The following is a 21,523-nucleotide window of genomic DNA, read 5'->3' as shown; positions in this document are numbered from 1 at the left end:
TCAGAGGAGTTATTCTCATGTCCCTAGTTTCTACTCTTGATTTGGTATCGCAAGCTGCGCAGCGCGGTACAGGAATTGGCGCTTTCAATGTGATTCATCTGGAAACAGCTGAAGGTCTTGTCAGTGCTGCTGAACGCGCTGACCTGCCAGTCATCCTCCAGTTTTCTCACAATTGCATCAAGTATCACAATGGAGATATCACGCCCCTTGGATCGGCGATGCTTGCTCTTGCTAAGGGATCCACGGCACAAGTTGCTGTCCATCTTGACCACTGTGAATCGGTCGATCTTGCTAAGCGAGCTGTAGATTTGGGCTTCACCTCAGTGATGTACGACGGCTCCACTCTTCCGATCGAGGAAAATATCGCATCGACCCAAGATGTCGTGTCATATGCGCATGCCCGAGGGGCAACTGTAGAGGCTGAGCTCGGCGAAATCGGAGGTAAGAAAGGCGCGCATACGCCAGGTGTGCGTACTGATCCTGCCGAGGCCAAGCAGTTTGTGTCAGACACAGGCGTTGATCTGCTCGCCGTTGCGGTGGGCAGTGAGCACGCTATGCAGGAGCGCACCGCGCGTCTTGATCACGACCTTATCGCTAAATTGAAAGATGCTGCGGGAGTCCCTCTTGTCCTGCACGGCTCGTCCGGGGTGGCGGATGAAGAGATCCAGAAGGGTATCCGCCATGGTATGACCAAGATCAACGTCTCAACTCACCTTAACGGGCACTTTACGCGTGCTATTCGCAGCTACCTGGATGCCTCGCCCGAAGTCACAGACTCGCGCAAGTACGTATCCGCTGGACGAGATGCTCTTTCCACCGAGGCCGCACGTCTGCTCGAGGTATTTCATTACGTTCATGACTCGCAACGTAGCTAACGCCTGCTGGTCTGCAAGAAGGTTCAGGCTTGTCCCTCCTGCTCATGACGAGATTGACGGAAGAAGCTCTATGTTTGATATCGGTACAGTCTTGTTCTTGAAGGCCTAATAGATCAGTACGCAATGGGTAGCGTAGCGCGTCAACTAGTTTTGTCTAAAACTAATTCCTGCTGATGGCAGGCACGGTTGGCGTGCTTCGCTGCTCCTTCCCCTTCTTGGTTGTTGTGGAGCGAGATAGCCACTTCGCTGGCTGAAGAGAGCTGGGAGCTACGTCAAATCTGAGTTGTGGCTTCTATGATGTGCCTCACTGCGTGACTGAGACGGGATGCCTTCAGGCCTACAGGCTGAGCCTCCTGTCGCTTCTTCGTTTTCTCGCATTGGGGGGTCCCTCGGCATGATGGTTCTGGCGCCGCTAATGAAGCGATCTCGCTCGTATTTCGACGTCGGTAGCCGAGGTTCTGTACAGCAACGTTGTAAGCGACGTGCAAGAATACCGCGGTTTCCGCATGAAACGCACAGCTAAGGTGGGGTGCCTCATCTCATGGGGCGCAATGTGGCCCACTTGGTAACCACACAACTAGAACATCTACGAAGCGATAGTTTTTACTTCTGAAAGAGAGATGAGATACGTGGCTTCAACTATTATTGTTAACGCTCAACTCTATACCGGCGTTATTGGGGGGCACCTTCGCGGCGGCGCAGTGCGGTTCGAGAATGACCGCATCACAAACGTCGCATTGGATCCTTCAGGTTGGGAGGCGGACAGAGTTATCGATGCGGACGGGGCGCCGGTGGTCCCTGGATATATTGATATCCACCACCATGGTGCCGGTGGCGCAGCATACGACAAGGGTTTAGATGCGGGACGTATTGCGGTAGCTGAGCACCGCAAGCATGGCACGACCCGTTGTGTGGCTTCTTTCGTCACGGCATCTTTGGACGATCTTACCGCCCGTATGGATGCTCTCATGCCCTTAGTGGAGGATTGCAGCGGTCACGTTCTCGGTTTCCACGCCGAGGGCCCATTCCTATCGCCCGCCCACAAGGGGGCCCATCCTGAAAATCGGCTTGTTGATCCTCTATCTGACAGGGTGCAGAAAGTAATCGACTCCGCTCATGGGCGTCTGTTACAGGTCACACTAGCCCCAGAGCGGGAGAATGGGATTAATGCTGTAAAGCAAATTGTCGCCTCTGGCGCGAGGGCGGCAGTTGGTCACACTGCGTGTGACTTCAATACAGCCCGTGCTGCTTTTGATGCCGGTGCTACGATCTTGACCCACACGTTCAACGGTATGGAAGGGATACATCACCGTAGTCCTGGTCCAGTTGTTGCTGCTCTCCGAGATGAACGTGTGTGGCTGGAGGTCATCAATGATGGCATTCACGTGGACCCAAATGTGGTGAAATCCTTGTTCTTGGAAGCGCCGAATCGCACCGTTTTAGTGACCGATGCTATGAGCGCTACATGCAATCCTGACGGCCACTATATGCTCGGTGAGCTTGAGGTAGTGGTCACTGATGGTGTGGCGCGGCTGGCCAATGGCGGATCCCTTGCGGGATCCACATTGACTATGGATCGCGCCGTAGCCAACGCGGTGCATAACGTGGATGTACCCCTTGACGTAGCAGTTGCTGCTGCTACGAGCCACGCTGCTCAGGCTATTGGTTTGGGGGACTGCTTTGGGCAGATTAGTCCTGGCTTCCCCGCAGATATTGTGTTGCTCGACCCAATGAGTTTGCTGCCTCAGAGGGTATTTGAAGGGGGCGTTGAACACTCTAGGGCGTAGCGTCTCCAAAGCTCCTGTATTTCCTATGCGTTGTGGGCTTGTGCAGTTGTGCTGGCGTTGAACCTCGCGCACAGCGGCGCTAGTACTAGGCCTGACAAAAGGAAAGCTGTATTCCCGATGGGCCGTTTTCCTCCCTTCGCGCCCCGCCTAGCGGCCCTATAAACGCAGGCTGCACTGCGTGAGCAGCTTCACCCTACGGAACCGTAGCCTATTGGGTGGGGAGGACTACACTGGGGCTCATGAGTAAGTATGGCAAGAAAAACGTTGGTGAAGAAGACCGCAAGGTTCGTTATGGGGTCGCTGGCGCCCTAGCTCTCGCCGGCCTCGCTGTGAAGGGAAAGGGGGCCAAGGCAGGCCTGCTCGGTGCCGCAGCTGGCATCGGCGCCACGGCCTATGTGGGTAGCTGCCCGCTCTACAGTTTCCTCGGCGTCAACTCCGCTGCCTAGCCCGCGGTAGTGTCGCCGCACACCCTGCGCGGCCCCACCTGCTCTGTACGGGGATCCCTACAGATCCATGAGAGAGCGAATCTCTTCGGGGAGTTCTTCCTGAGAGGTGATGGTGGGGCCGTCGTAGTTACGTAGAATCTCATACACCCGCCCCCGGGCGGCGCTATCGAGCAGCGGTAGCTCCTCGGCCATGAGGCGAGTCATGAACCCATCCAGCGGCAGCTGCGTATGCTCCGCCGCGATATAGGTTTCCTTCTTCGGATCGACGGGCTTCTTCTTTTTAAACAGATCAAATAGCGCCATGCCCCCATCGTAGAGGCTGGCGCCAAACGACCAGCACCGGACGTTAGTCGGCGTCTTCGTCGTTGTCCTTATCTGCTGCGCTTCGTTCCTGCGCGGCTTTGGCTGCCTGCAGCACCTTGGTGACGGCATCGGTGTCTATCTCGCCATCTTCCACTTTGATGAGCCCAATGAGTTCACGTGCCATGTCAGTGTCTCCTCGTCCCTGAACACGGGGAGGTCCCCATGTGGCTGCGTAGCTTATGTCCTGCCCTTCGCCCCGACAAGGGTTCATACCCGCGGGCGTGGGTGGCGACTAAGCTAAACGGCTATGACATCTCCCCAGCCCCACGACACCCCCGTGCTCACCTACACCCTCGACGACACCCTCGTGGGTCGACTCGCCCCCGCCGTAGCCACCGCCGTGTCCGTGGCCCTGCCCGAGTATGTGCCCTGTCGCCTCGCCCGCGGCGTGCTCACGACCGCGCTGTTCACCAGCGCTTTTGGGGTGAGTGTCTGGGCCACCACCCAGGACGATAACCCCGATAATGACCCCGAGGTAGCTCTCGCCAAGATCCGCGCTACCCTCGACGCCGACGATCAACGCCCCGTCGACAGCCCCCGCGGTTTTTGGACCAAGGCCGCGCTCGCTGGCGCCGGCCTCTGGGCGGGATTCAAGGCCCAGAGCGCGCTTATCGACGCCTCCTCCGCGGCCCTGCGCGCCGCTGGCGTCTCCAAACCCCGCACCTATATTGGCCTTGGCCTCGGCGCTGCTGTCTACGCCCTCGGCGAGGCCACGCAGCGCGCCGAGCTCGCCGCACGGGAAGGAAAGTAAGCGCCATGCTTGCAGTGACCGACCGCCCCGATGAGCAGCACCACGTGATCTGGCACGTGGACGATGACTTCGACACCGCCACCGGCGTGACCGCGGGCGCCTGGATTCTCGGCGGTGACTATCCCGTGGGCCGCGAGCGCGAGAAAGATCTGCTGCAGGTTGATGCTGTGCTGGATTCCCGCGAGGCGATTAGCGCCCTCGTCGAGCGCATGCGCACCGCCGCCGAGGAGCTCAAAGCCTCCACCAAGAACCTGCGTCTGCCGGCGATCACGGATCCCGACTGGCAATCCTATGAGGACGCCTTCAGCGGCGAACCCATCGCCCGCGAGTGTTGGGTGCGGGTGCGCGCCGTGGTGGATCTCATCGAGGTCTGGCACGGCATGGAGCGGGCGAGGTTGCGTCGTAAAGCATTAAAGGACGCCGACCCCAACTACCGCCCGCTGCCTGCGGGCTAGGCGCTCGCCCTGCGAGGCTGCCAGGCTTGGTTTAGATTGGCCCGTGTGAACCAGTCCCATCCCAGCTTCGAGGTCGACGATTACGACTACGCGCTGCTCTACCACGTGGAAGAACCCGCCTCTGGGGCGTGGCGGCGCATCCGTGTTCCCGCCGGCATCCCCATGGATCGCTTCGCCCGCATCATGCGCGTGGTACTGGACCAGCAAGAAGCCGGCGACTACTGCTTTTTCACCCCCACCGCCACCATCAAACCGGGCGCAAAAACCAGCACTGAGCTGGATCAGTGGGCGGCTGAGGCCATCACCTTGGGCTCCCTCGGCGAGGAGAGCTTCCGCTTCCGCTTCAATGATCACCTATCGGTGAATCTGCGGCTCATCACTACCCTCAGCGGCATCTGCGGCTCCGATACGCACTGCATTGACGGCGAAGGACGGCTGGACGAGCCGGAGTTTTCCGTGGACGTGATCAACCGTGAACTGGACTCCGAACGCTGGGTGGAGGCCACGCTCAGCCGCGCGAAAAGCTCGCTGAAGGATGTGATCAACCGCGCCGGGCTCTGGGAGGCCACCCAGCTGGTGGCGCTCGGCATGGACACGCGGCAGCGCGCCACCACAGCGGAGCGGCACAGCCTGCTCGAACCGCTGGTGCACTATATCCACGACCGTCACGACACCATCCCCGGCGATCCCTTGCTGCGGGCGCTGGGTCTAGCCGATGGCGAGGGCGGGCTCACCGCCGTGGGCCGGCACGCACTCAGCGACCCCGCGGCCCTGTGGGTGCAGCTGACCCGCACCTTGCCCGTCGAGCGGGAAGTGGTGAGCAACGACGCCGCCTGGCTGCTGCTGCTCAGCTATATTGCCGGAATGCCGCGCGGCACCACCGAGGCCTTCGTGATGCAAGGCATGGTGTGGGCCGGCCATCGCGGGACCGGCTCCACCGTGTTAGTCACCGATGACATCCGCTCCCTAGCCTCGCGCACGCTTTCGGTACTGGAGATGCTCGGGATCATCGCCAACGATCTGCTCGTGGTGGGTGGGCCGCTACACAATGCACGCATCGATCTACTGCGCGCAATCATCACCGACTAAAGCGCTCGTGGGGCAGAATGTAGGCCCAGGGGTGCTAGTATCCCCCACGTGGATGCGAACTCGACCAAGCCCGAATACACCGGACCGCTGCCCTCCGTGGAGGGCCTCGACGCCGGCGCGATGGCGTCCAAGGATAAGTCGCTGCACGTGCAGGCCTTCAAGTTCATCGTCTCCGGTGGCCTCTCGGCCGTGGTGGACCTCGGCCTGACCTATCTGCTGCACATCGTCTTTGGCGTGGATAAGAACCTCGGGCGTCTCGTGGGCTTCATCTTTGGCACGCTCACCGCCTACATGATCAACCGCCGCTGGACCTTCCAAGCTGAGCCCTCGGCCAAGCGCTTTAGCGCCGTGGCGATTCTCTACACCATCACCGCAGTGGTGAACCTCGGCTTCTTCGCCGTGGGCTACAACATCTTCTATGGCTGGGGTTGGGGCGAGCGGCTGTCTACTGTGGCGGCCTTCGTGATCGCCCAAGGCACTGCCACCGTGATCAACTTCATCGTGCAGCGCCTCTGGATCTTCAAAGTGCGCTAGGGGCTGGTTAGGGGCGCTCGAAGCGCTCCCGGCGGCCCTGCTGGTGCAGCTTGAACCACTCGAGGAAACCACGCGGATCCTTGCGCTGCACCAAAAAGAACCAGCCAAAGCGGGCATACTCCTGCGGTAGCAGCTTGCGCATGCCGGGCTGATTCATCAGATAGCCGCGATTGCGATAGGTGAAAAAGCGCTTGCCCTCATTATCCGGGTATTGGGTGTGCATGCGCCCGCCTAGGATCGGCTTAAACTCCTCCGAACCATCAGGGTGCAGATAGGCCGTCTGCAAACAGGTGCCGAAGCGCAGTCCCGAGCGCGCCAGACGGCGATGATATTCCACCTCGTCGCCGCGGATGAACAGCCGCAGATCCGGCACGCCGATGCGCTCGGTGGCGGTCCGCGAAATCAGCGCCCCATTAAACAGCGAGGCGATGCCCTCGAGGAGCTCCTCCTCGCCCAGCTCCGAGCGGTAGCGCCGCCACTCCACCCCGCGGCGAAGCGGGAAGGCGAGCTTATCGGGCTGCTGCAGGTTGCACACCACAGGGGAGACCTCGTCGAGCCCGTGGGCCTCGGCGCAGCGCACCAAGGTGGCGAGCACCTCGGTATCCTCCGGGCGGCCATCATCATCCGCGCACCAGATAGCATCCGCGCCGAGCGCCAGAGCCGTGAGGAAGCCATAGGCAAAACCACCCGCACCGCCTAGGTTGGTGCGGCTCGGCAGATAGACGCCACGCTCCCCGGCAACCTCCTCTACCAGCTGCCGCACCGCGTCTTCGGCGCCATTATCCACCACGATGATGTGCTCGACCGGGTGGGTCTGGGTGGCCACGATCTCGAGCGAGTGGCGCAGCAACTCGGCGCGGTGGTGGGTGACGATAACAGCGGCAATGGAATCCGTAGTGTGCAGCGGCATAGCTTTTATCTTCTCATACCGCAGCAAGGGCGGCGGCTGCGCTCAAGGCGAGCGCGGCTGCTAGTTCTGCTCCTCGGGTTCATCGATATGGGCAAGCAGGCGGCGCACATGATCGGCCGCGCCCTTGCCCTCATAGGCCTCCACCACATCCGGCACCGTGCCGGCCTGCTTGATCGTGCCATGATCAATCCACAGCGCCGTATCGCAGAGCTGGGCCAAAAAGTCATTCGAGTGAGAGGCAAACACCAGGATGCCGGAGCGCTGCACCAACTCCTGGAGGCGCTTGCGTGCCTTCGCCATAAACTCCGCGTCCACCGCGCCGATGCCCTCATCCAGCAGCAGGATTTCCGGCTCGATAGAGGTGACCACACCCAGCGCGAGGCGGATGCGCATACCGGTGGAGTAGGTGCGCAGCGGCATGGCCAAATAATCGCCAAGATCGGTGAAATCGGCGATCTCATCCATCTTCTTTTTCATCTGCTGGCGCGTCTGGCCCAAGAACAAGCCGCGAATGATGATGTTCTCGTAGCCGGAGATCTCCGGATCCATGCCCACACCCAAATCAAAGACGGGCGCCACCCGGCCACGCACATGCGCCGAGCCACGGGTGGGCTCATAGATCCCAGAGAGCAGCCGCAGCAGCGTGGACTTACCCGCGCCATTGTGGCCCACTAGGCCGACGCGGTCGCCCTCCTGCAGATGCAGGTTAATATCGCGCAGCGCCTCCACGACCACCACATTGGAGTCATTCTTGCCAATGATGCCGCCGGCAGCGCCCAGGGCCGCCTTCTTGAGCGAGCGGGTTTTGGCGTCGAAGATCGGGAAATCAACGCAAGCATTGTAGGTATCGATAGAGACCATGGGATCGTTGTGCACCTTTATGTGGAAGTGAAAGTGGAGGGAGGCGTCGATAAGCGAAAAAGCACTACACCCAATAGCTGACGCGATAGCGCCACGTGCGCATCGCCAGCAGCGCCAGAATCAAACCGGCAGCGGTGAAGCCCAGCACCACCCACCAGTGATAAACCGGCAGCGGCGCGCCGATCAAGGGAGCGCGAATAACCTCCATGTAGTGATACAGCGGATTCAACTCCGCCAGCCGGGCGCGGCCCTCAACCTGGCCGCCCTGATCCTTCAGAGTTTGGGTGGTCCACACAATCGGCGTCACATAAAACAGCAGCTGGGTCAAAGCTTCCAGCAGCGGGGAAATATCGCGGAAACGGGTGGAGACAATGCCGAAGAACATAGCCACCCACACGCCATTGAGCAGCAAAAGCACCATCGCGGGAATAGCCAGCAGCAGCTCCCAGCCCAAACTGCGCGGGAAAATCAGAATCAGAATCACCCAAATAACCAAGTTATGGGCCAAAAACAGAGTCTGCTTCCACACCAAGCGATACACATGCACCGATAGCGCCGAGGGCAGCTGCTTAATCAAACCCTCGTTGGCGATGAACACCTCCGAGCCCTCGCGGATGCAGCCCGAGATGAAGTTCCACATGATCAACCCCACCGTCACATGCGGCAAGAACTCCGCCAAAGGAATGCGGAAGAGAACCGAATAGAGCAGACCCAAAGCGAGGGCCATCACGCCCGTAGCGATCGTGATCCACAGCGGGCCCAGCACCGAGCGGCGATAGCGCTGCTTAATGTCCTGCCAGCCGAGCTGCAGCCACAGCTCGTTCTGCTGTGCGCCCCGCACTAAATCCGACCACGCCGCCGCGAATGTCTGTGAACGCGAAGGCGGCGCCGTGGTCTCATCCGTGCGGGTAATCCGCTCGATCGTGGCCTCTAAGTTGCGTGATTGGCTGTCTGACACAGTAAATAACCCTATAGGGTTAGCCGCTAAAAGTGGACTAGACCGGCGGTGGGATGGTGCGAATGTAGCGCGCTCGCTGGGGCGCGGCACGCCGGCGAGCACGGTGTCGCGCGGGGTTGCATTGGGGCATCCAAGGTGTGACGCACGTGGTCCCTGCGACGCAGGAGACAGGCGAGCGAAGCACTGCGGTGGGGTTAGAGTGAGCATTCTGTGAGCTAGATGCTTGCCTTGCAGGAAACCTTAGGGCGGTGGGTAAGCTGTGTACTACCGTTGGTAAGGCTGTACGCAGCGACACCAGCGGCCGGCGTGCCGTGCAATCCGGCGGGGTACCACGAGAAGTAAAGGAGCGTTCAACACACGATGGTCTTCGATGCCCCACGTGTACGTGGACTCTACGTCTCGCTGAGTGATGGTTGGATCTACCTCAACGCCCCGCAGACCCAAATACCGGAAAAGGTCTACGCCGGCCTCTCCAATGCTTTCCGCACCAGCCGCAGCATGATGCGCCCCGAGCCAACCACGGGGCACCATTCGCGTAGCTATAGCGTGGGGCGCACCGGGGCGCAGGATACCGAGGATGCGGCACGTCGAGCCGTTGCTGATCTTTTGGGTACCCGCGCCGACTGCGTGGTTCTAGGCCCCAACCGCCAAGACCTCCTCATCGCGCTGGCGCGCTCTATTTCCTCGCGGCTGCGTCGCTCCGATGTAGTGCTCAGCCCAGACCCGATCTTCGAGCCCTTTGCTCGCGAGGCCAATAACACCATCTACGCCCAATACGATCTCACGCTCGGCTCCATTCCCGCCGAACAGTTCAGTGAGCTCGTCACGGGAGCCACCCGCCTGGTGGCGCTGCCCGCGGCCGATGGCCTGCTGGGCGTGGTGCACGATATCACCAGCATCGCCGAGGCCACCCGCAGCCGTGCCCGCGCCTGGGTGCTGGCCGATCTCAGTGACGTGGTGCCCTATCGCTTGAGCTCTATGGATGAGCTCGGCATCGACATCGCGGTACTGGACATTTCCGGCATGGGTGGCCCCGATGTCTCCGCCCTCGTGTTCCGCTCCGCAAGCATGCTGGGCCGGTTGCAGCGGCCGCTGGAATTTCCCGCCGTCTCTCCGGGGCTGCTCGGCGGTGTGCCGCCGATCATCGACCACTACGCAGACCTCAACGAAAACGCCTCCGGTAACCGCCGGCGTCGCCTTGAGATGGCCTTCGAGGACATGTCCAGCCACCTGAGCAAGGTGTATCACCACCTGCTCGAATCACTCACCCTGCACGGGGTGCACATCGTGGGCGTCTCCGGTGATGCCACCGACCTCGGGGCCCTGGACTTAGATCGTATTCCGCGGATCTCCGTGGTGCTGCCGGATGTTCCCGCCGCCACCGTGCAAGAGCGGCTCGCCTCAAATGGCATTGCCACCGTGCTTCCGCCCGCCTCGCCGCTGCTGGACGAGATGGGCGTCACCGACGCCGGCGGTGCGGTGACCATCGGGTTGGCGCCCTATAACTCCGAATACGATATCGACCAGCTCGCTCGGGTGCTGGCCTCGCTGGCATAACCGCCGCTGTTGTCACCAGCCTCGCTGGCGTCATATAAAAAGCCTTCCGAGCAGAACTAACCGCCGCGCAGCCGAGTTTCTTTTCCTCGCTGTGCGGCGGTGCTGTGTATATACGGCGGCAGCCGTACCCGCCGCGGCGCGCTCAGGATAGGGCTTTGGCTGCGCCGGCGGGGGAGGGGCGCTTAGGAGATCTCGAGGATGATCTTGCCGGTCATCTCGCCCTTGGCCATGATCCGGTGCGCCTCCGCGGCCTCAGTAATCGGCAGCACGGTGGAGATCTGGTGGCTGATCTCGCCGGATTCCAGCAGCGGCCACACACCCTGCTGGGTCTGGCGCACGATCTCTGCCTTGTCCTCGATGGAACGATTACGCAGGGTGGTGGCGGCGAGAGTGCCGCGCTTCGAGAGCAGCCGGCCCACATTGAGCTCGCCCTTGGGGCCACCGATCAAACCAATGATGGTCACCGTGCCATCCATGGCCAGCGCCTTCACATTGGAATCCAGGTAGGAACCGCCGACCACATCGAGGATCACATTGCACTTATTGCGCATGACCTCGGCGAAATCCTGCTCCTTATAGTTAATAGCCACATCAGCGCCCAGTTGGGTCATCAGCTCTACCTTCTCGGCGGAACCGGCCGTGCCCGCCACCGTGCAGCCCAAGGCTTTGCCGAGCTGAATAGCGAAGGTGCCGATGCCGCCGCCACCGCCATGTACTAGCAGCGTCTGGCCCTTCTCTAGGTGGGCGGTCATCACAATATTGGACCACACCGTGGTGGCTACCTCCACGATGGACGCGGCCTCGGCGAAGCTCCAGCCCTCGGGGACGGGCAGCAGCTGGCCCGCCGGCACCGCGGCGTATTCGGCATAGCCGCCGCCCGCGAGCAGGGCGCACACCTTATCGCCCACTGCGTAGTCGCTATCGCCCGGATCTGCCACCACGCCCGCAATTTCTAGGCCGAGGATCTCGGAGGCACCCTCCGGCGGCGGATAGGCGCCAGCGCGCTGTGCCAGATCGGCACGATTAACGCCCGCGGCCTTGACCTCCACCAATACCTCGCCCGCGGCGAGGCTGGGACGCTCTACCTCATCCCACACCAGATCCGGGCGCTTGGGATTATCGGATTCAACGAGAGTGATAGCTTTCATTGTGTCGTTCTTTGTGTGTTCAGTCATAGCCTCCACAGTAGGTGAACGCGGGGCGAATCGGCTAGGATGACTGGAGTCTGTGGCCCACCCGCCCCTGCGAGTGCGGTCCACGCAGGCAGGGAGGCGTGGCAGAGCGGCCGAATGCACTCGCCTTGAAAGCGAGCGACCCGTGAAACGGTCCGGGGGTTCAAATCCCTCCGCCTCCGCATATACAGATGTAGCGCGACACTGGTTATTTTCAGTGCCGCGCTACATTTTTTTGCTGGTACAGGCTGCGCCATGGGGGCTGGCGCAGCAGCCTAAGCGGCCGAAGCAGCTAGAGCCCCAGCTCCTGCCACACGCTCAGCAGGCGATCCATTTCCGCGGCGGTGGTCACGGTCACGCGCAGCCCTTCTGGGAAGGCGCGCACCAGCACATCTTTGTCTGCCAGTGCCGACGCCACCTCGAGCGCATCATCGCGCGGAATCCACACAAAGTTCGCCTCGGAGGGCACAGCCTGCAGCTCTTCGCACACCCGCTGCCGCTGCTCCACCACCTCATCGGTGCACTGCAGCAGCTGCGCGGACTCAGCCAACGAGGCGCTGGCGGCGGCCTGGGCCACGGCATTCACGCCGAAGGGGATGGCCACCTTGTTCAGCGCCTCGATGATCTCGGGGGCGCCGAAGGCATAACCAATGCGCATGGCGGCCAAGCCATAGGCCTTCGAGAAGGTGCGCAGGGCGACGAGGTTCGGGTACTCGTGGATCGCCGTGTGCCCGATGGGGGTGTCTGTGGCGCGCATGTACTCGAAGTAGGCCTCATCGAGGGCCACGATCACATCGCGCGGCACAGCCTGCATGAAATCAGCAAACTCGGCGGCGGTGATGGTGGTGCCGGTGGGGTTATTCGGGTTGCACACGAATACGAGGCGGGTGGCGTCGGTGATTGCCGCAGCCATGGCGGGCAGGTCGAGGCGGTGATCCTCAGTCAGCGGCACTGGCACGCCGGCGGCGTTGGCCACCTGGGCGAAGATGGGATAGGCCTCGAAGGAGCGCCACGGGAACACCACCTCTTCGCCACGATCGCAGGCGATCTGCACCAGTTGCTGGCACAGCGCGGAGGAGCCGCAGCCCACGGCCACCTGATCTACCGTCAGGTCGAGGTGGGCGGCGAGCTGCTCTCGGATATCCAGTGCTGCCATGTCTGGATAGCGGTTCGCGTGGGAGGTTGCCTGCTCCATGGCGGTGAGCACGGCCGGCAGCGGTCCACTCGCCACTTCATTACTGGATAGCTTGAGGGCACGCGGGTTGCGCTTGCCCGGAACATAGGCCGGCAAAGAAGCAAGATCAGGGCGAATCATGGTGCCTAACACTAGCACTCGTCGCCTCTCACCCACGGTTTTTGCGCCCCCACAAATGATTGCTATTATGGCCTGAGCGCATTGCGTATGCGCGTGGAGACGTGCCAGAGCGGCCGAATGGGGCTCACTGCTAATGAGTTGCCCTCTTAACGGAGGGCCGGAGGTTCAAATCCTCTCGTCTCCGCTCTCACCTCTCTTCGGAGAGTGTGAGAATGCGCCCGTAGCTCAACGGATAGAGCATCTGACTACGGATCAGAAGGTTAGGGGTTCGAATCCCTTCGGGCGCACCACAGACAACCCCAGTTCATCGCCATGATGAGCTGGGGTTGTCGCATGTGTGGGCTCTGTCCCCACCGCCATGGATTCCGCGCCCCACAGCGGGCGATGTCCATGGAACACCTGCCCGTTATGCTCACCGCCGTCGAGGTTGAGTGCCTGGCTCCAGGCGTCGATAAGCTCCCCGAACTCGCCCCCACAACGGCCAGTTATGTAATACAGTTCACAATTATGAAGGATAAGCAGTGGCTTCGGGTCGCGCTTCCCGTGTTCGGGGTGGCGTGGGGAGGAAATGGCTTCACGCCGATGCTGGTGTACTACCGCGGGCAGGGTGCGCTGGCCGCCGTGGTCGTGGACCTCATGCTGGTGTATTACGCCATCGGCGTGGCGAGCGGGCTATTGGTCACCGGCCCACTCTCGGATCGCTATGGTCGGCGGGCGCTGATGCTGCCCGCCCCCATCGTGGCGCTGCTGGGGTCTGTGCTCATTGCCAGCGGTGAACACACCGCCTGGCTCATGGGCCTGGGACGTTTGTGCGCTGGTACTGCCGTGGGCATGGCCATGACCGCGGGCGGCAGCTGGATCAAGGAGCTTTCCGCCCCGCGCTTCGATCCCAGCGCCACGCCCTCCTCGGGAGCGATGCGCGTGGCGATGTCCCTTAGCGCCGGCTTCGGTCTGGGAGCGGGGGCCTCGGGGCTGATCGGGCAGTGGGCGCCGCTGCCGGGGCAGCTGCCCTTCGTCTTTCATATTCTGCTCACCCTCGCCTTCCAGCCGCTGCTCTTCGGGGTGCAGGAAACCCGCCAGTCCCCGCGTCGCGGCCCCAGCCATTATGGCTGCAGCGGGATATTTCCCCTGCGTGCCATGTTCAGCTTTCGCTTCATCTTCCTCGCCGCCTCCGTGGCGCCCTGGGTATTCGGCACCGCCTTTGTGGGCAACGCCATTTTGCCGCAGCGCTTCCAGCCCGAGATGGAGCATCCCATTGCGCTGACCGGCATGTTCATCACTATCGTGCTCATCACTGGCTTCGTGGTGCAGCGTGGCATGCCGCTGGTGCCGGCACACCTGCGCCCCGCGCTCAGCCTGGGCGCCGTGGTGCTAGCGATGAGCACCGCGGTGTACGTGGTGGAGCACCTGAGCCTGGTGCGGGTCGCCTGTGCCTGTGTGCTGCTGGGGATTTCCTATGGTTCCTGCATGTACACCGGGCTGTCTGAGACGATCGAGGTCGCCGCACCCAATGAGCTGGGAAGTCTCTCCGGCGTGTACTACTCGCTCACCTATACCGGCATGATTTTCCCCGCGGTGCTGACAGCGCTCTCGGGCCGTTTCGGGTATCCGCAGATGCTTGGCTTCGGTGCCTCGGTGGCGGTGGTGCTGCTCCTGTTCGCCGTGTGGGCCTCACGCCGGGTCTATGGCGCTGGGCGGGGGTAGCGAGCGTGGGTACGTAATCGTAAGTTAGCGCGCGGAGGGGAACATCTCCGCCTTAGAGTGGGCGGTGAGTGCGGGGTAGTGCTGCGCTTATCGACGCCTCCCTCCAGCCAGGTCCCGCCTGATCGTGAGTGAACAACCTCTAAGGAGATGAGATGACACTGCGCCAGAGTCTCTGCGTGCTTGCCGCCGGATCGCTGCTACTTGCTGGATGCTCCTCCGGCTCCTCGGGCCGCTCCGGCTCCGAATCCACCGCCGATACCACCCCTTCCGAGACCGCCACGGTGGATGCCGCCGGCCTCGATGTGCAGGCGCATCGCGGCGGTAGGGGAGAACACACCGAGGAATCCCTCACGGCGTTTTCCCACGCCCTTGATCTCGGGGTGGATACCCTCGAGCTGGACATCGTGATGAGCGCCGACGGGGTGCCTATGGTGTGGCACGATCCGCGCATCGAGGACACAAAGTGCGCCGATACCGAGCCCGCTACCGAGGGCGATGAGCAATACCCCTATGTGGGCGCGCTCGTCCACGAGCTCAGCTACGCCCAGCTCGAGACGCTACGCTGCGATAAGACGCTGGAGGATTTCCCGGACGCCACCCCGGCCACGGACAATAGGATCGCCCAGCTCTCCGAGGTATTCGCGCTAGCCAAGGAGAAGAACCCCGAGGTCAGCTACAATATCGAGACCAAGATCGAGGCCGAGAACCCCGCTGAGTCCGCTCCGCCGCGGGAGTTCGTGGACGCCATTCTCGCCGCCGCCGATGAGGCGGGGCTGCGAGAGAAGATCACCATTCAAAGTTTCGACTGGTCCAGCCTCGAGATCGTGCAGGACATCGCCCCTGAGGTGCCCACAGTGGCGCTCTACGATGAGACCACCTGGACCGAGAACTCCCCCTGGCTGGGATCGGTGAGCTACGAGGACACGGACGGCGATGTGCTGGCTGCGGTACAGCAGCTCGGCACCGATGTGGTGAGCCCGGGCTATGCGGTGCCCTATGGGGCCACGGCGGGGGATGAGGACTACCATCCCGTGGCCACCGCCGAGTATGTGAAGCGCGCCCATGACCTGGGCCTGAAGGTGATCCCGTGGACGGTCAACGATGAGCCCACGATGCGCGATCAAATCGAGGCTGGGGTAGATGGGATCATCACCGACTATCCCACGCTATTGGTGCAGGTGGCTCAAGATTATGGCTGGAAGCCGCAGCACAACTAAGGGCCCGCATCTTTTCCCACGCCCCTGTTGCCGCTGGTGCGCAGGGGTTTCCTTATCGCTACCCCCACATGTGCGGATGCCTCGTTGTGTCTTTGTCCACATTCCATACTCATCTGACGTTATAACCAGATACACTTTGGGATGTATCACAGCCCTCGGGTGTCACTGATTCGATCAGGCATCACCGCGCACTGGATACTCCCATAGTGACGATCACCGCCGACCAGCCACTGCTGCTGGATCGGTGAGGTTCACGACGTGGGAGTTGATCCCCTTGACACACCGGAGGTGAGCAGGCATGACAGAGCTTCGTATAGCTCGTGTGCTGAGCAATAACGCCGTGGTGGTGCGCGATTCCGAGGGCCCAGCCCCCCAGTCCAAAGTGATTGTGGGGAAAGGACTTGGCTTCGGCGCATCCATCGGAGACATCATGTCTCGCGCTGAGGTCACTGCCGCAGAAAATCGGCAAGAATATGTGGAGCTCACCGCGGAGCAGGAAGAAATCCTCACCAGCCTCGGCCGTATCAACGCCGCCCAGCTGGCCGTGATTAGTGCCGCCATAGACTTAGCCGTGGATGTGCTGGGGGAATTGCATCCCTCAATTTATGTGATTCTCACCGAGCATCTCTCGGCAGCAGTTGAGCGCGTCGATCGCGGCGAGCTCATCGAAAACACCCTCGTCAACGAGATCAAAGCGGTATTCCCCGAGGCCTTTTCCGCCGCGGAAGTGGTGGTGCACTACCTCAACGCCAACCTCGACACCCGCGATCTGCCGCTTGATGAGGCCGCGTTTATCACCCTCCACCTCACCGCCGCCCGCACTGGCGACACCGTGAAAAAACCCTTGGCCACGGCCAATGCCATTTCTCGGGCGGAGCAGCTCATTCACCGGCGGCTCCACATTGCCGAGGCGGGCGCGGGCGATGCGGTGAGCGTCGATAAGCGCGACGCAGCAGATGATTCCTTGCCTATTCGGCTCCGTTATCTCCTCACACGACTGCGGGAGCAGAACTATCGCAGCAATGCCCTCGCCAGCACTATTTCTCGGCAATTACCGGAGGAATGGGAACTGGCCGAGGACGTGATACGGGACCTAGCGGGCACGGACACCTTAGATAAAAAACTTCGCGGAGAGACCGCTTTTCTCGCGGTGTATCTGCACGGATACACACAATAAAACACAACTATTTCCATACAAGAAGGGGTGAGTGCAGGTCATGAATAAAGTAATGACTTCACTACAGCGTCTGGGCAAGGCCCTCATGGGCGCTGTGGCCGTCCTGCCAGTGGCGGCAATTCTCATGGGTATCGGTTATTGGATCGATCCCACCGGATGGGGCGCTGATAACGCCTTCGCCTCCATCCTCATCTCCTCCGGTAGTGCCATTCTGGACAACCTGGGCCTGATCTTCGCCATCGCTATTGCTTTTGGCTTGGCCAAGGACTCCAATGGTGCTGCGGCGCTCTCCGGCTTCATCGGCTTTGCTACGCTCACGAAGCTGCTGGGCGAGGACGCCGTGGCCGGCTACCGTGGCATCGGCGATCCCGAGGAACTCACCGGCCAGGCCGCCCGCGACTGGGCTGCTGAGGGCTGGGCTGCCGTGGGCAGCAAGAACGTGCTCTTCGGCATCGTCATCGGTGTGCTCGCCGCCTGGGTGTACAACCGATTCAGCGGGGTGAAGCTGCCCGACTTCCTGGCCTTCTTCTCTGGCCGTCGCCTGGTGCCGATTCTCACCTCCTTCTTCTCGATCATTCTCTCCGGCATCTTCTACTTCGTGTGGCCGGTGATCTACGGAGTGCTCTTCAACTTCGGTACCTGGATTCAGGGCCTCGGCGCCGGTGGCGCGGGCGTGTACGGCTTCTTCAACCGTCTGCTCATTCCCACCGGTCTGCACCACGCGCTGAACTCCATCTTCTGGTTCGATGTGATCGGCATTAATGACATCGGCAAGTTCCAGGGTGGCGCATCCACCATCGCGGACGCTTCTGCAGCCACCGACGCCGCCACCTGCCCCGGTATCTGGGACGGCAGCACCTGTGAGGTCGTGGGCGTGATCGGTCAATACCAGGCCGGCTTCTTCCCGATCATGATGTTCGGTCTGCCCGGTGCCGCACTGGCCATCTACCTGCGCGCCGAGGGCAAGCGCCGCAAGGTTGTCGGCTCGCTGATGCTGGCTGGCGCCCTGGCCGCCTTCTTCACCGGTGTGACCGAGCCCCTCGAGTTCTCCTTCATGTTCGTCGCCCCGGTGCTCTACGTGGTGCACGCCCTGCTCACCGGTATCTCCCTGGCGATTGCCGCTACCTTCCACTGGACCGCAGGCTTCGGCTTCTCCGCCGGTTTCGTGGACATGGTGCTCTCCGCACGCAACCCGCTGGCAAACCAGTGGTGGATGCTGCTGCTACTCGGCGTGGTCTACTTCGCCCTGTACTTCGTGATCTTCTACTTCTTGATCGGCGCCTTCAACATGTCCACCCCGGGCCGCGGTAAGGACGCCGAGGTAGACAGCGAGGAAGACGAGGACTCCGGCGATGATGACACCCGTGCCACCGCCGCGAAGATCATCACCGCTCTCGGTGGGGCTGAGAACATCGACTCCCTCGATTACTGCGCCACCCGCCTGCGCGTGGTGGTCAAAGATGGCAGCAAGTTCGACGAGCCCAAGCTGCCGCAGAACAAGGTGCTCGGTGTGATCAAGCCCTCCAAGAACTCGGTGCAGATCATCATCGGCCCCCAGGTGCAGTTCGTCTATGACGAAGTAGTGCGCCAAACCCCGAGCAGCGTCAGCGCTACCGGGGAAGCTGAGGAATAACCTGTCCATGCCACCTGCGCAGCAGGTCATGGGATGAGTGAGGCCGCGGTGTGTGCCGTGGCCTCACCACGGGATTAGACTCGCTCGTGACGTGCAGGGCCGCGTTCCCGCACAAGACGAGTAGAAGAATAAAAGGAGAAACAATGTTCGGATTCGGAAAGAAAACCAAGGTCCACGCTCCCTGCGAGGGTGAGGTATGCGCCATGTCCGAGGTGGATGACCCCGTATTCGCTGATGGCATGATGGGCCAAGGTTTCGCGCTCAAGCCCGTCGGCGGAGTACTCGAGGTAACCGCGCCTATCGACGGTACCCTCGTGACGGTCTTTCCCACCGGCCACGCCTTCGCTCTCAAGAGCGATAAGGGCCTCGAAGTGCTCGTGCACGTGGGCATTGACACCGTGAACATGAAGGGCCGCGGCTTCGAGCGCCTCGTAGAAAAGGGCCAGAGCGTGAGCCAAGGAACCCCGATCGTGCGGGTGGACTTTAGCGAGATCGAGAAGGAAGGCCTCTCCACGATCATCCCCGTGGTGTTCACTAACAAGAAGCAAGTCAAGGACGCAGAGGTACACACGGCACAGGCCGCCACCCCGGCCGATGTGGCCTGTGAGGTGTCCATGAACTAGGGCATGGTCCCCGCGCACCCGCGCCACCTCCAGTGGAGGACGGGGCCGGACGTCGTCTGCGCACTGCAGCAGCGGCGGCCGGCCCCTTTTCTTTAATGAACCGTCTGACATTAACGGCAGGTGACATACGGACAGTCCCCATCCATTTAGGGGTAATCTTCTCAGGTTCTGTGAGCATTTCGGGCGAAATGACTTATAACAACCCTCTTGAGAACTACTCTAAGTAGGGTAAGCATTTCCTTTCGCAGTAAGTGCTTCACGGAAGCTGCCTTGCGCCGCCCCCGACCCCATTGACGTGGGGAAATGCGGGATCGGACATCACCGCAGAGAGCCCATGAGGTGTTGGCGAGCGGCTTCACACCCGTTTTTCTTCACTCACACATGGAAAGCTGGTACCGCTGTGTCTACCCCAGTTACTCACGAGTCGAGCGCCCACGCACCGGCAGCCGACGCTGAGGCTCCCCCCGCCTCAGCATGGCGCCGCCAGGCCTTCGGCCTCATTTTGGGCGTCGTGCTTGCGCTGATCGTTTACTATCTCTTCCCGGAATCCGCGGCCGACACCGTGAACAAGGCCTATCCGGATACCGAGGAGCCCTATACCTATCAGGCGCTCCGCACCACCGCCGCTGGTGCCGTGCTCATGGGCGCATGGTGGATGACGGAAGCCATCCCGCTGGCCGCCACCGCCTTGGTGCCGCTCGCGCTGTTCCCCCTAGCGCAGCTGGTGGATTTCGGTGATGTCTCCGGCCAATACGGCAACCCCACCATCTTCCTGTTTATGGGTGGATTCATCCTGGCGCTCGGCATGCAGCGCTGGAATTTGCACCGGCGCCTCGCGCTCAGCGTGGTGCTGCTGGTGGGCACCAAGCCCAAGCAGCTCATCGCCGGCTTCATGATCGCCACCGGCTTCCTCTCCATGTGGGTGTCCAATACCGCCACCGCCGTGGTGATGTTGCCCATCGGTGTATCCGTACTGGCGCTTACCGCCGAACAGGTCGGCGGCCAAGACAAGCAGAAGAAGTTCGCGACGGCGCTGATGCTCGCCATCGCCTACTCGGCCTCGATTGGTTCCTTGGGCACTATCATCGGCACCCCGCCGAACGCCCTGCTGGTCGGCTACATGTCCGATAACCACGACGTGCACATCGGCTTCGGGCAGTGGATGATGGTCGGCGTGCCGCTGGCCGCCGTGTTCCTGGCCATCGCCTGGTTCGTGCTTATCAGCGTGTTCAAGCCGGAGATCAAGGAGATCCCCGGTGGACGTGAGCTGATCCGTAACGAGATCAAGGCCATGGGCCCGATGTGCCGCGGCGAAAAGTATGTGGGCCTGATTTTCCTGCTGACCGCCCTGTCTTGGATCTTCATTCCCATCATCATCCGCATCAGCGGCTCCGCACTGAACATTGCCGACGCCGCCATCGGCATGACCGCAGCGCTTCTGCTGTTCATTCTCCCTGCCAATGCAAAAACCGGCGTGCGCCTCATCGACTGGGAGACCGCCAAGGAACTCCCCTGGGATGTGCTGCTGCTCTTCGGCGGTGGCCTCGCACTGTCCAAGATGTTCTCCGTCTCCGGACTGTCGCTGTGGATTGGTGAGCTCGCCCGCGGCCTCGATGTGCTGCCCACCATCCTGTTCATCTTCGTCATTGCCGCCGTGGTGCTCATCCTCACCGAGTTCACCTCGAACACCGCTACGGCTGCGGCCTTCCTGCCCATCCTGGGCGGCGTGGCCGTGGGTATTGGCCTCACCAGCCTCGGCGGCGAAGAGAACGTCCTGCTGCTCACCATCCCGGTGGCACTGGCCGCCACCTGTGCCTTCATGCTGCCGGTCGCGACTCCGCCGAACGCCATCGCCTTCGGTTCCGGCTATGTCCGTATCGGCGAAATGGTCAAGGGTGGTATCGGGCTAAACATCATTGGTCTCTTCCTGATCACCGCCACCGTGTATCTCCTCGCGGTGCCCGTGTTCAACCTCGTGCTGCCCTAGCTAGGGGGATAGTCCACGGCTGCGGCTGCACGGCGTTTGATGCCCCGTGCAGCGTGCCCAGTAGCCAGAAAGAAACCGGCAAAAAGCCTCATGAGCAGGCAACTTGCCG

The 21,523-nt window shown here is 61.6% G+C and carries 21 protein-coding genes and 3 tRNA genes; 17 read left to right on the top strand and 7 right to left on the bottom strand.

Annotated elements, in window-relative coordinates:
• Positions 1 to 17 precede the first annotated feature (17 nt).
• The 3 genes from GBB11_RS05050 (at position 18) to GBB11_RS05040 (ending at position 3,108) form a co-directional block, all read left to right on the top strand.
• Entirely contained in the window at positions 18 to 875 is an 858-nt protein-coding gene (locus GBB11_RS05050) for a class II fructose-bisphosphate aldolase (protein ID WP_151550335.1), read from the top strand.
• A 629-nt stretch (positions 876 to 1,504) separates the two neighbouring features.
• Positions 1,505 to 2,662, top strand: a complete 1,158-nt coding sequence (gene nagA / locus GBB11_RS05045) for an N-acetylglucosamine-6-phosphate deacetylase (RefSeq protein ID WP_192796302.1) — start codon at positions 1,505 to 1,507, stop codon at positions 2,660 to 2,662.
• 239 nt (positions 2,663 to 2,901) lie between these two features.
• A complete protein-coding gene (locus tag GBB11_RS05040) occupies positions 2,902 to 3,108 on the top strand; it encodes a YgaP-like transmembrane domain (protein ID WP_151550333.1) in 207 nt (68 codons plus the stop codon).
• Positions 3,109 to 3,165: 57 nt separating this feature from the next.
• Here GBB11_RS05040 and GBB11_RS05035 read toward each other — a convergent pair whose 3' ends face one another.
• The gene (locus GBB11_RS05035) at positions 3,166 to 3,411 is read right to left on the bottom strand and encodes a hypothetical protein (protein ID WP_151530381.1); all 246 of its coding nucleotides are present in this window, start codon (positions 3,409 to 3,411) and stop codon (positions 3,166 to 3,168) included.
• A 43-nt stretch (positions 3,412 to 3,454) separates the two neighbouring features.
• Positions 3,455 to 3,595: a hypothetical protein gene (locus GBB11_RS10825; RefSeq protein WP_192796303.1), complete on the bottom strand. Its 141-nt coding sequence runs from the start codon at positions 3,593 to 3,595 to the stop codon at positions 3,455 to 3,457.
• Positions 3,596 to 3,718: 123 nt separating this feature from the next.
• Between GBB11_RS10825 and GBB11_RS05030 the strand changes: the two genes are divergently transcribed.
• The 4 genes from GBB11_RS05030 to GBB11_RS05015 all read left to right on the top strand — a co-directional run bounded on the left by GBB11_RS05030 (position 3,719) and on the right by GBB11_RS05015 (position 6,300).
• Positions 3,719 to 4,222: a hypothetical protein gene (locus GBB11_RS05030; RefSeq protein ID WP_151550332.1), complete on the top strand. Its 504-nt coding sequence runs from the start codon at positions 3,719 to 3,721 to the stop codon at positions 4,220 to 4,222.
• A 5-nt stretch (positions 4,223 to 4,227) separates the two neighbouring features.
• Complete coding sequence (locus GBB11_RS05025; protein ID WP_151550331.1) at positions 4,228 to 4,677, top strand: hypothetical protein; 450 nt, start codon at positions 4,228 to 4,230, stop codon at positions 4,675 to 4,677.
• A 45-nt stretch (positions 4,678 to 4,722) separates the two neighbouring features.
• Positions 4,723 to 5,766: a hypothetical protein gene (locus GBB11_RS05020; RefSeq protein WP_151550330.1), complete on the top strand. Its 1,044-nt coding sequence runs from the start codon at positions 4,723 to 4,725 to the stop codon at positions 5,764 to 5,766.
• Between the two features lie 120 nt (positions 5,767 to 5,886).
• On the top strand, positions 5,887 to 6,300 hold the full coding sequence (locus GBB11_RS05015) for a GtrA family protein (RefSeq protein ID WP_151550341.1): 414 nt from the start codon (positions 5,887 to 5,889) through the stop codon (positions 6,298 to 6,300).
• A gap of 7 nt (positions 6,301 to 6,307) precedes the next feature.
• Here GBB11_RS05015 and GBB11_RS05010 read toward each other — a convergent pair whose 3' ends face one another.
• The 3 genes from GBB11_RS05010 to GBB11_RS05000 form a co-directional block, all read right to left on the bottom strand.
• Positions 6,308 to 7,210 carry a glycosyltransferase gene (locus tag GBB11_RS05010; RefSeq protein WP_151550329.1) on the bottom strand — a complete coding sequence of 301 codons (903 nt, stop codon included), beginning with the start codon at positions 7,208 to 7,210 and terminating at the stop codon, positions 6,308 to 6,310.
• Positions 7,211 to 7,270: 60 nt separating this feature from the next.
• Positions 7,271 to 8,071: an ABC transporter ATP-binding protein gene (locus GBB11_RS05005; RefSeq protein ID WP_151550328.1), complete on the bottom strand. Its 801-nt coding sequence runs from the start codon at positions 8,069 to 8,071 to the stop codon at positions 7,271 to 7,273.
• A gap of 64 nt (positions 8,072 to 8,135) precedes the next feature.
• On the bottom strand, positions 8,136 to 9,029 hold the full coding sequence (locus GBB11_RS05000; protein ID WP_151550327.1) for an ABC transporter permease: 894 nt from the start codon (positions 9,027 to 9,029) through the stop codon (positions 8,136 to 8,138).
• A gap of 360 nt (positions 9,030 to 9,389) precedes the next feature.
• On the opposite strand from GBB11_RS05000, the gene GBB11_RS04995 reads away from it, so the two are divergent.
• Entirely contained in the window at positions 9,390 to 10,586 is a 1,197-nt protein-coding gene (locus GBB11_RS04995; protein WP_151550326.1) for an aminotransferase class V-fold PLP-dependent enzyme, read from the top strand.
• Positions 10,587 to 10,768: 182 nt separating this feature from the next.
• On the opposite strand, the gene GBB11_RS04990 is transcribed toward GBB11_RS04995, so the two are convergent.
• A complete protein-coding gene (locus GBB11_RS04990) occupies positions 10,769 to 11,734 on the bottom strand; it encodes an NAD(P)H-quinone oxidoreductase (RefSeq protein ID WP_151550340.1) in 966 nt (321 codons plus the stop codon).
• A gap of 119 nt (positions 11,735 to 11,853) precedes the next feature.
• Between GBB11_RS04990 and GBB11_RS04985 the strand changes: the two genes are divergently transcribed.
• Positions 11,854 to 11,940, top strand: a tRNA-Ser gene (locus tag GBB11_RS04985).
• Between the two features lie 110 nt (positions 11,941 to 12,050).
• Here GBB11_RS04985 and hisC read toward each other — a convergent pair.
• On the bottom strand, positions 12,051 to 13,073 hold the full coding sequence (hisC, locus tag GBB11_RS04980; protein WP_151550325.1) for a histidinol-phosphate transaminase: 1,023 nt from the start codon (positions 13,071 to 13,073) through the stop codon (positions 12,051 to 12,053).
• Positions 13,074 to 13,168: 95 nt separating this feature from the next.
• On the opposite strand from hisC, the gene GBB11_RS04975 reads away from it, so the two are divergent.
• From GBB11_RS04975 to GBB11_RS04940, 8 genes are all read left to right on the top strand, one after another.
• Positions 13,169 to 13,257 (top strand) — tRNA-Ser (locus GBB11_RS04975).
• Between the two features lie 30 nt (positions 13,258 to 13,287).
• Positions 13,288 to 13,363, top strand: a tRNA-Arg gene (locus GBB11_RS04970).
• Positions 13,364 to 13,580: 217 nt separating this feature from the next.
• Positions 13,581 to 14,777 (top strand): MFS transporter, encoded by a 1,197-nt coding sequence (locus GBB11_RS04965; protein WP_151550324.1) that lies wholly within the window; start codon positions 13,581 to 13,583, stop codon positions 14,775 to 14,777.
• Between the two features lie 152 nt (positions 14,778 to 14,929).
• Complete coding sequence (locus tag GBB11_RS04960) at positions 14,930 to 15,994, top strand: glycerophosphodiester phosphodiesterase family protein (protein ID WP_151550323.1); 1,065 nt, start codon at positions 14,930 to 14,932, stop codon at positions 15,992 to 15,994.
• Positions 15,995 to 16,292: 298 nt separating this feature from the next.
• Positions 16,293 to 17,171 carry a PRD domain-containing protein gene (locus GBB11_RS04955; RefSeq protein WP_151550322.1) on the top strand — a complete coding sequence of 293 codons (879 nt, stop codon included), beginning with the start codon at positions 16,293 to 16,295 and terminating at the stop codon, positions 17,169 to 17,171.
• Between the two features lie 40 nt (positions 17,172 to 17,211).
• Positions 17,212 to 18,804 carry an N-acetylglucosamine-specific PTS transporter subunit IIBC gene (nagE, locus tag GBB11_RS04950; RefSeq protein ID WP_151550321.1) on the top strand — a complete coding sequence of 531 codons (1,593 nt, stop codon included), beginning with the start codon at positions 17,212 to 17,214 and terminating at the stop codon, positions 18,802 to 18,804.
• Positions 18,805 to 18,947: 143 nt separating this feature from the next.
• Positions 18,948 to 19,427: a PTS glucose transporter subunit IIA gene (locus tag GBB11_RS04945; protein ID WP_151530393.1), complete on the top strand. Its 480-nt coding sequence runs from the start codon at positions 18,948 to 18,950 to the stop codon at positions 19,425 to 19,427.
• A gap of 400 nt (positions 19,428 to 19,827) precedes the next feature.
• Positions 19,828 to 21,414, top strand: a complete 1,587-nt coding sequence (locus tag GBB11_RS04940) for a DASS family sodium-coupled anion symporter (protein ID WP_151550320.1) — start codon at positions 19,828 to 19,830, stop codon at positions 21,412 to 21,414.
• The last annotated feature ends 109 nt before the right edge of the window (positions 21,415 to 21,523 follow it).

Origin of the sequence: Corynebacterium sp. 74A (genome assembly GCF_008930665.1) — a bacterium.
GTDB lineage: Bacteria > Actinomycetota > Actinomycetes > Mycobacteriales > Mycobacteriaceae > Corynebacterium > Corynebacterium megadyptis.
The sequence above is the reverse complement of the archived record's forward strand: the minus strand, read 5'-3'. Positions and strand labels throughout refer to the sequence as shown.

Bases quoted from the DNA above. Each gene is read 5' to 3' on its own strand.
- GBB11_RS05030 (WP_151550332.1), top strand. From the start codon at position 3,719: ATGACATCTCCCCAGCCCCACGACACCCCCGTGCTCACCTACACCCTC.
- GBB11_RS04990 (WP_151550340.1), bottom strand. From the start codon at position 11,734: ATGAAAGCTATCACTCTCGTTGAATCCGATAATCCCAAGCGCCCGGAT.
- GBB11_RS04945 (WP_151530393.1), top strand. From the start codon at position 18,948: ATGTTCGGATTCGGAAAGAAAACCAAGGTCCACGCTCCCTGCGAGGGT.
- GBB11_RS05035 (WP_151530381.1), bottom strand. From the start codon at position 3,411: ATGGCGCTATTTGATCTGTTTAAAAAGAAGAAGCCCGTCGATCCGAAG.
- GBB11_RS04995 (WP_151550326.1), top strand. From the start codon at position 9,390: ATGGTCTTCGATGCCCCACGTGTACGTGGACTCTACGTCTCGCTGAGT.
- GBB11_RS05015 (WP_151550341.1), top strand. From the start codon at position 5,887: ATGGCGTCCAAGGATAAGTCGCTGCACGTGCAGGCCTTCAAGTTCATC.
- GBB11_RS04955 (WP_151550322.1), top strand. From the start codon at position 16,293: ATGACAGAGCTTCGTATAGCTCGTGTGCTGAGCAATAACGCCGTGGTG.
- GBB11_RS05050 (WP_151550335.1), top strand. From the start codon at position 18: ATGTCCCTAGTTTCTACTCTTGATTTGGTATCGCAAGCTGCGCAGCGC.
- GBB11_RS04965 (WP_151550324.1), top strand. From the start codon at position 13,581: ATGAAGGATAAGCAGTGGCTTCGGGTCGCGCTTCCCGTGTTCGGGGTG.
- hisC (WP_151550325.1), bottom strand. From the start codon at position 13,073: ATGATTCGCCCTGATCTTGCTTCTTTGCCGGCCTATGTTCCGGGCAAG.
- GBB11_RS10825 (WP_192796303.1), bottom strand. From the start codon at position 3,595: ATGGCACGTGAACTCATTGGGCTCATCAAAGTGGAAGATGGCGAGATA.
- GBB11_RS05025 (WP_151550331.1), top strand. From the start codon at position 4,228: ATGCTTGCAGTGACCGACCGCCCCGATGAGCAGCACCACGTGATCTGG.
- GBB11_RS05040 (WP_151550333.1), top strand. From the start codon at position 2,902: ATGAGTAAGTATGGCAAGAAAAACGTTGGTGAAGAAGACCGCAAGGTT.
- GBB11_RS05010 (WP_151550329.1), bottom strand. From the start codon at position 7,210: ATGCCGCTGCACACTACGGATTCCATTGCCGCTGTTATCGTCACCCAC.
- nagE (WP_151550321.1), top strand. From the start codon at position 17,212: ATGAATAAAGTAATGACTTCACTACAGCGTCTGGGCAAGGCCCTCATG.
- GBB11_RS04960 (WP_151550323.1), top strand. From the start codon at position 14,930: ATGACACTGCGCCAGAGTCTCTGCGTGCTTGCCGCCGGATCGCTGCTA.
- GBB11_RS05005 (WP_151550328.1), bottom strand. From the start codon at position 8,071: ATGGTCTCTATCGATACCTACAATGCTTGCGTTGATTTCCCGATCTTC.